Here is a 421-nt window from a genome sequence, read left to right as displayed (position 1 = left end):
TACTCCTAGTAACATTCGGGCTATTCGTCCATTAAAGGATGGAGTTATTTCTGATTTTGATGTTACTCAAGAAATGCTTTCCTACTTTATTGGTAAACTAAGCGTTAAAGGGTTTATGTCAAAGCCAAACATCATGATCTGCGCACCAACGAATATTACTGAGATTGAACGAAAGGCAATTATTCAAGCCGCTGAACAATCTGGTGGTGGTAAAGTTTACCTTGAATACGAGCCTAAAGTAGCAGCAATTGGTGCTGGATTAGACATTTTTAAACCTCGTGGAAACATGGTCATTGATATGGGTGGTGGTACCAGTGATATCGCCATTCTTTCATTAGGCGATATTGTCTCAAGCCAGTCAATTCGGATGGCCGGTGATAAGATGAATAGTGATATTGCTTCTTATATTAAGAATAAGCAC

At 39.0% G+C, this 421-nt stretch carries 1 protein-coding gene; it reads left to right on the top strand.

What is annotated here, in order from left to right:
• Positions 1-421, top strand: a 421-nt coding sequence (locus CP352_RS10785; RefSeq protein WP_158227700.1) for a rod shape-determining protein, incomplete at both ends; no start/stop codon positions are given.

Source organism: Lactobacillus sp. UMNPBX1 (assembly GCF_002554085.1).
GTDB classification, from domain to species: Bacteria; Bacillota; Bacilli; order Lactobacillales; family Lactobacillaceae; genus Lactobacillus; species Lactobacillus crispatus.
Note: the sequence above shows the minus strand (reverse complement) of the source record. Positions and strands in the feature narration are given on the sequence as shown.